Below are 6909 nucleotides of genomic sequence, written 5' to 3'. Positions count from 1 at the left end.
GGGGGGGCCCCCCGTCGGCGCCGCCGCGGCGGGTGGCGCGGCGTCAGGAGGCAGTGCCGGAGCGGCCGGTGGCAGCGCGGCGGCGTCCGAGGGGCTGGGCCTGCCCGCCAAGGCGGGCATCGCCGCGGCGGTCGCCGTGGCGGTCACGGCCGGGCTGGTGTTCGCCCTGTCCGGGCACGAGAGCGCGCCGAAGCCGGTGGCCAAGCCGACGCCGACGCCGACGCCCGTGGCGACGCAGCAGCCGCCCGCACCGGCCCCGAAGGCGACGCCCAGGCCCTCCCCGCAGCCGGTCGTCCCCGCGGCGGTGCACCCCGCGCCCGCGACGCCGAAGCCCGCGCCCAAGCCGACCCCCAAGGCCACGCCCCGGCCCAAGCCCACCCCGACACCGACACCGACACCCACGCCCACCCCGACACCAACACCCACCCCGACACCCACGCCGACCCCGGTCGCCGGGCCCTACTTCGTCGACCTGCTGCCTTACAGCGGGCTCAACTCCGGCACACCCACCGGTCCTTCACTGCGCGGCATGCCGTCCCCCCGGCTGTGGCAGCGTCCGGACGGGGTCAGCATCGACGGCACCGACTACGCCCACGGCATCACGATGTACGCGCCCGGCTCGGCGGCGGTGGACCTGAACCGCAGTTGCACCGCCTTCGACGCCATGGTCGGCGTGGACGACGTCACCAACGGGTGGGGCACCGTGCTGTTCCGGGTCGTCGACGACGAGACCGGCCAGGTGCTGTGGAGTTCGGGCCCGGTGCACGGCGACGACGCGGCGGTGCCGGCGCACGTGCCGCTGGACGGGGTGAAGGCGATCCGCCTCGTCGTGCGGGGCGTGCACGGGCACGGCCTTCTCGGCGACGGCGCCGCCGGTGTCGCCGACTGGGCGAACGCCGTCTTCCACTGCGGCTGACGTCAGCTGACGTGCCGCCGGAAGGCGGCTGACGCAGCGTCGGACGAGTCCGGCTCAGACAGCGGTCTCCGCCGCCACCTGCTCCAGCGCGCGCAGGAAGGTCTCGGTCTCCTGGGCGCCCTGGACGGCCCACTTGCCCTCGAAGACGAAGGTCGGCACCGCGCTGATGCCGATCTGCGCGGCCCGGGCCAGCTCGGCGCGGACCTCCGCCGTGCCCTCGTCGCCGGCCAGGAAGGCGGTGACCCGTTCCCGGTCCAGCCCGGCGGCCACCGCGATCTCGGTGAGCTGCGCGGCGTCGGCCACGTCGGCGCCGTCGGAGAAGTGGGCGGCGAGCAGGCGCTCCTTCAACTCCCGCTGCACCGCGGCCCCGTACTCCTGCTCGGCCAGCCGGAGCAGGCGGTGTCCGTGCAGGGTGTTGACGTGCAGGGCCGCGTCGAAGTCGTAGCGGATGCCCTCCTTGGCCCCGAGGGCGGCGACCCGGTCGTCCATGGCGCGCGACTGCGGGCCGTAGCGCTCCTCGAGCCAGGCCCGGTGCGGGCTCGGCTCCATGGGGGCGTCCGGGACCAGCTGGTACGGCCGGAAGACGACCTCGACGTCCTCCGCTCCGGCGAAGGCCTCCAGGGCGCGGTCGAAGCGGCGCTTGCCGATGTAGCACCAGGGGCAGGCGATGTCGCTGTAGATCTCGACGCGCACGGGTCCTCCGCTCGTAGCCTTCGTTGTTTCTCTGCGCTGTCAGAGAAGAACGCGCGGGCGGACGTCCTCTATTCCGGGGCGCTCCGGCGGCTGTACGGCCGGGGGCGGCACCAGCAGCACCGGGCAGGCGGAGTGGTGCGCGAGGGCGGTGGCGACCGAGCCGAGCAGCAGCCGGGCGAAGCCGCCGTTGCCCCGGGTGCCGACGACCACCGTGTGCTGGGACCGGCTGCAGCGCAGCATCAGATCCACCGGACTGCCCGCGACGACGTGCAGCGACACCGGCCCCGGGTGCGGGCTGCGGGCGGCCACCGCCTCGATGCCGCGGGTCGCCACCTCGGTCATCCCGGCGAGCAGCCGCTCCACGCTCTCCTGGACCAGGTCGCCCAGGCCGGGTTCCCAGCCGAGGGGGACCGGGTTGACCCCGGCCAGGGCGTACAGCGGGAGCTTCAGGGCGGCGGCCTCGGCGGCGGCACGTTCCAGCGCCCACAGGGACCCGTCCGAGCCGTCCAGTCCGGCGAGCACCCCGGGAGCGAGCTCCGGGCCCGGCAACTCGTTCACCACCAACATGCGCTCATCCTGCCGGAGCGGGACGCTGACGACCCGTCAGGCGCGGCGCACGGTGAGGACGGCGTTGCCGCGGATGCGGCGGCCGCGCAGCGCGGTGACCGTGGCGGCCGTGCGGCTCCAGTCGTGCACGGAGCCGATCTCGGGGTGCAGCCGGCCGCCGGCGACCAGACGGAGCAGGGTCTCCAGGTCCTCGCCGTAGCCGCGGTCGGAGTGCGTGTAGTCGAAGTGCTGGATCCGCGCCTGGTTCGGGCCGCCGAAGAAGCCGAAGAAGTCCAGGGTCACCGGCTGCCGGCTCGCCTGCCCGAACCAGAGCAGCAGCCCGTCCGGCCGCAGCCGGGCCAGCGCGGCGGGCAGCGAGTCGCCGCCGACGGATTCCAGCACCAGGTCGAAGGGGCCCGTGGCCTCCTCGACCCCGGTCACGACCTCGGCGGCGCCCAGCTCCCGCAGCCGCGCGCCCCGCTCGGGCGTCGCCGTGACGGCGGTGACCGCCGCGCCGGACGCGGCGGCCAGTTCGGTGACGTAGTGGCCGACCCCGCCGCTGGCTCCGGTGAGCAGCAGCCGGCGCCCGGCGACGGGGCCGGCCGCCCGCAGCAGCCGCAACGCCGTGATCCCGGCGAGCGGCAGCGAGGCGGCGGTGACGGCGTCCACGCCGTCCGGCAGCACGGCCAGGTCGGCGGTCGGGACCGCGACTCGTTCCGCCCACCCGTACGCCGGCGGGTGCCCGACCACGCGGGCGCCGACGGCCGGGCCGCTGCCGTCGGCGGCGGCCCGCACGACCGTGCCGGCGACGTCCTTGCCCGGGCGCCAGCCGGGCCAGCGGCGGTCCAGGGAGCCGTCGAGCTGGAAGGTCTCACCGCGGTTGACGGAGAACGCCTCCACGGCCACCACCGCCTGCTGCGGTTCCGGTTCCGGCTCCGGCACCTCGTCGATCCTGACGATCCGTTCGGGATCGGGGAGCAGGGCGCGCATGGTCAGCCTCCGAAGACCGCGGTGTGGGCGTGCAGGGTGTCGAGGTACTCGCGGACGGAGACGATCCGGCCGTCGCGGACGGTGAACACGGCCAGGCAGTGCTGGTCGTAGCGCAGTCCGGTCCGGGCCAGGGCCCGGGTGTTCCACTCGGCGAGGACGCGGTCGCCCTCGGCGATGACGCCGTCGAAGGAGAACTCCATGGTCTCCGGGTGCAGCCGGGCCACCATGGCGGGGACGAACTCGTCGAGGATCTCCTCCGGGCCGGTCCAGGTCCGGGACAGCGGCAGGTCGCCGTGGAGGGTCCAGGTGGACTCCGGGGTGAAGAAGCCGCGCAGGGCGTCGAGGTCGCCCGAGGTGAGCGTGGCCATGTAGGCGAGGACGGTGTCCTTCGCGGTGCGGGGAGCGGTCGTGGTCTGCATGGCCACGACGCTAGGGAGCGGGGGCCGCCGGAGGGAAAGACCTGGTCGTCACCGCGCCATACCCCGGCGGCATCGGTGCAGTCGGGGCGGGTTCTAGGGTGGCGGACATGGACGTCCCGAGCTCGCTCTCCGAACTGCGGCGGCTGCGCTACTTCCTGGCCGTCGCCGACGAGCGCAACTTCACCCGCGCCGCGCAACGGGTGCACATCGCCCAGCCCGCGTTGAGCCGCCAGATCCGGCAGCTGGAGCGGGACCTCGGTGCCCAGCTGTTCGTCCGGAGCCCGCAGGGTGTCGAACTCACGGACGCCGGAAGGCTGTTGCAGGAGCTGGGGGCGTCACTGGCGGCGGCGGAGGACCGCATGTGGCAGCAGGTCCGGGCGCTGGCCACGGGCCGGACCGGCAGCTTGGCCTTCGGCTACAGCACGAGTACGAGCTACGGGACGGCCCCCGCGCTGCTGGAGGCGCTGGAGCGGCAGGCGCCCGGACTGACCGTCAGTGCGCGGATGCTGCCGACCGCGGAGATCGTCTCCGGCGTCGCGGACGGCCTGCTGGACGCGGGCCTGGTGCGCTGCCCGCCGCCGGTGCCCGACCTGGTCCGCACGCGGATCCGCCTGGACCGGCAGGGCGTGCTGCTCCCCCGGGACCACCCGCTGGCCCGGGCGGCGGCGGTGCCGACGGCAGCACTGGACGGCGCGGCCCTGCTGACGCATCCGCGCGAGGAGAACCCGAGCCACTTCGACGCGGTGGCCGGGCTGTTGGCCCGGGCGGGGGTGGAGCCCCGCTGGCTGTTCCGGCGGGTCCCCTTCGACGCGGCGCATGCCCCGGTGTCCCGGGGCGAGGCGCTGGCCCTGGTGGGCGAATCGGCGGCGCCGGGCCTGCCGGAGTCCCTCGTCTGGCGGCCCCTGGATCCGCCGGAGGCGCTGGACGTCTCCCTGCTCACGCGCGCGGGGCGCGCGGAACGCGCGAACCCGGCGGTTGCCCAACTTCTGCGCGCGGCGCGCGCGTTGGCAACGGAGGAGGGCTGGCTGCAGCTCCGGTAAGCCCTTCTACACGGACGGCCGGTCGCCCCCTCAGGGGCGGGCGCGAGGAACTGCGCGACCGGCCCACCACTCAGGGAGGTCCGGCCCCACCTGCAGGTCGAACCTCCGCGGGCGGGGCGTTGCTCGCCCAGTCCCCCGCGCCCCTCGGGGGGTTGCCGGGCTCTGCGCGACCGGCCCACCACCCGGAGAGGTCCGGCCCCACCTGCGGGACGAACCTCCGCGGGCGGGGCGTTGCTCACGCAGTACCCCACGCCCCCGGAGAGATGCCGGGTTCTGCGCGACCGGCCCACCACCCGGAGAGGTCCGGCCCCACCTGCCGGACGAACCTCCGCGGGCGGGGCGTTGCTCACGCAGTACCCCACGCCCCCGGAGGGATGCCGAGCTCTGCGCGACCGGCCCACCACCCGGAGAAGTCCGGCCCCACCTGCCGGACGAACCTCCGCGGGCGGGGCGTTGCTCACGCAGTACCCCACGCCCCCGGAGGGATGCCGAGCTCTGCGCGACCGGCCCACCACCCGGAGAAGTCCGGCCCCACCTGCCGGACGAACCTCCGCGGGCGGGGCGTTGCTCACGCAGTACCCCACGCCCCCGGAGGGATGCCGAGCTCTGCGCGACCGGCCCACCACCCGGAGAAGTCCGGCCCCACCTGCCGGACGAACCTCCGCGGGCGGGGCGTTGCTCACGCAGTACCCCACGCCCCCGGAGGGATGCCGAGCTCTGCGCGACCGGCCCACCACCCGGAGAAGTCCGGCCCCACCTGCCGGACGAACCTCCGCGGGCGGGGCGTTGCTCACGCAGTACCCCACGCCCCCGGAGGGATGCCGAGCTCTGCGCGACCGGCCCACCACCCGGAGAAGTCCGGCCCCACCTGCCGGACGAACCTCCGCGAGTGGGGCGTTGCTCACGCAGTTCCTCGCGCCCCCGGGGGGGGTTGCCGGGTTGCTCGCGCAGTTCCCAGCACCGCCGCGGGGTTGCCGGGTTGCTGCGCGTCCTTCCCCCCGTTCCTCAGGGGGCGGCTGCGACTTCCGGGCGGGGGGCGGGGGGCAGGCCCTGCCAGGAGGTGCCGCGGCGGGAGCGGAGGCGGCGAAGCCACAGTTCCGTGGCGACCACCTGCGCCACCGCCTCCTGCCCGGCCGGGCTCATCGTGGCGTGCCCCGCCAGCGCAGCGCGAAAGCGCTCCACGTCCAGCAGCCCCAACTCCCCCAGTACCGGGGCCGTGAACAGGGACTCCACCCCCCGCGCCGCCGCGGTGAGCCCCACCGTCGCGCTGGGGCCGGGGCCCGGCGGCGGGGAGGGCGTGGCGTCCGCCGGTCCCTCGGGCACTCCCGCCCCCGCGAGCACCGCGCGGAGGATCTCCCGACGCGCGCCCGGCTGGGTGCGCGCGGCGTCGGGGACCTGGCGGCAGGCGCGGATCACCTGGTTGTCCAGGAAGGGGGCGTGCAGCCGCTGTCCGTGCGCGGTGTCCGCGCTCTCCACCACCTGGGCCAGCACCCGCAGTTCGGCCGCCTTCCGCTCCAGCGCGAGCCGCGCCCGCCGTGCGCCGGGGCGCTCGCCCGGGGCGGGGCGCCGGGCCGCGAGCCGGAGCCGGACGGCGACCGCGGCGCAAGCCTCCTGGGTCAGCCAGGAGGCTGCCGGGCCGGGGGCGCAGTGGACGAGCGCGTCGGTCGTGGCCGGGACCGGGCCGGCGACCAGACGGGTCGCCGCGTCCTCCAGGCCCTCCGCGTAGGAGCCGCGGGCGAGTTGCCGGGCCGCCCGCAGCAGCGACACCGGTGCGCCGGAGGTGCGGACCAGTGCCGTCACCGGCCGGACCAGGGAGCCGCGTTGACGTGCCGTCAGCAGATCCGCCATCCGGGCCGGGTGGCCGTCCAGCACGTGACGGGCGCCGTGGCCGGTCAGGTGGTCGGCGCCCGCCTCGGCCAGGCGGGCTCGGTCCCGGAGGGAGGTGACCAGGGCCGGTGCCGGCTCGTCGGTCAACGGGCCGGAGAGCGGGTCGCCGACCAGCTCCGCGTAGGGCAGCGCCTCGGGGCCGCCGGGCACCAGCAGGTGGTCCAACCGCGGGTGCGCTTCCGCCAGTTCGCGGGCCCGGACCAGCTCGGCCTCACGTTCCGGGGGCAGCGGCCGGTCCAGGGCGGAGGCGCCGTCCGTCCACGTGACGGCCAGCAGTCCGAGCGAGGCCCGCGCCCGGGACGCCTGGTCCCGCGCCCACGAGCCGCGCACCGCGCCGCTGCGCCGCAGCGGGGCGGTGGCGCCCGGCGGCGGCCCCAGCCGCAGGCTGCGGGAACTGCGCGGGTCGCCCCACCGCTCC

The 6909-nt window shown here is 76.2% G+C and carries 7 protein-coding genes; 2 read left to right on the top strand and 5 right to left on the bottom strand.

The genetic code is table 11. The features are described 5' to 3' along the window. Positions 1-916 (top strand): NPCBM/NEW2 domain-containing protein (locus ACFP3V_RS07930; RefSeq protein WP_380581272.1); only part of this gene is annotated, 916 nt, incomplete at its 5' end. 54 nt (positions 917-970) lie between these two features. On the opposite strand, the gene ACFP3V_RS07925 is transcribed toward ACFP3V_RS07930, so the two are convergent. Genes ACFP3V_RS07925 through ACFP3V_RS07910 form a run of 4 tightly spaced genes read right to left on the bottom strand, consistent with a single transcriptional unit; the run spans position 971 to position 3564 of the window. Next, positions 971-1609, bottom strand: coding sequence for a DsbA family oxidoreductase (locus tag ACFP3V_RS07925; RefSeq protein WP_380581270.1), 639 nt, complete (start codon positions 1607-1609; stop codon positions 971-973). A 39-nt stretch (positions 1610-1648) separates the two neighbouring features. Then, positions 1649-2176 carry a universal stress protein gene (locus tag ACFP3V_RS07920; protein WP_380581268.1) on the bottom strand — a complete coding sequence of 176 codons (528 nt, stop codon included), beginning with the start codon at positions 2174-2176 and terminating at the stop codon, positions 1649-1651. Between the two features lie 36 nt (positions 2177-2212). Next, entirely contained in the window at positions 2213-3145 is a 933-nt protein-coding gene (locus tag ACFP3V_RS07915) for a zinc-binding dehydrogenase (protein ID WP_380581267.1), read from the bottom strand. 2 nt (positions 3146-3147) lie between these two features. Then, the gene (locus ACFP3V_RS07910) at positions 3148-3564 is read right to left on the bottom strand and encodes a nuclear transport factor 2 family protein (RefSeq protein WP_380581266.1); all 417 of its coding nucleotides are present in this window, start codon (positions 3562-3564) and stop codon (positions 3148-3150) included. Between the two features lie 107 nt (positions 3565-3671). Here ACFP3V_RS07910 and ACFP3V_RS07905 point away from each other — a divergent pair, with 107 nt between their 5' ends. Continuing rightward, positions 3672-4604 carry a LysR family transcriptional regulator gene (locus ACFP3V_RS07905; RefSeq protein WP_380581264.1) on the top strand — a complete coding sequence of 311 codons (933 nt, stop codon included), beginning with the start codon at positions 3672-3674 and terminating at the stop codon, positions 4602-4604. A 1005-nt stretch (positions 4605-5609) separates the two neighbouring features. On the opposite strand, the gene ACFP3V_RS07900 is transcribed toward ACFP3V_RS07905, so the two are convergent. Then, a partial coding sequence (locus tag ACFP3V_RS07900; RefSeq protein WP_380581262.1) for an asparagine synthase-related protein occupies positions 5610-6909 on the bottom strand: 1300 nt, incomplete at its 5' end.

Origin of the sequence: Streptacidiphilus monticola (assembly GCF_042658505.1) — a bacterium.
In the GTDB taxonomy this organism is placed as follows: domain Bacteria; phylum Actinomycetota; class Actinomycetes; order Streptomycetales; family Streptomycetaceae; genus Streptacidiphilus; species Streptacidiphilus monticola.
This window is presented reverse-complemented; position numbering and strand designations above follow the sequence as displayed.

Bases quoted from the DNA above. Each gene is read 5' to 3' on its own strand.
- ACFP3V_RS07910 (WP_380581266.1), bottom strand. From the start codon at position 3,564: ATGCAGACCACGACCGCTCCCCGCACCGCGAAGGACACCGTCCTCGCC.
- ACFP3V_RS07915 (WP_380581267.1), bottom strand. From the start codon at position 3,145: ATGCGCGCCCTGCTCCCCGATCCCGAACGGATCGTCAGGATCGACGAG.
- ACFP3V_RS07905 (WP_380581264.1), top strand. From the start codon at position 3,672: ATGGACGTCCCGAGCTCGCTCTCCGAACTGCGGCGGCTGCGCTACTTC.
- ACFP3V_RS07920 (WP_380581268.1), bottom strand. From the start codon at position 2,176: ATGTTGGTGGTGAACGAGTTGCCGGGCCCGGAGCTCGCTCCCGGGGTG.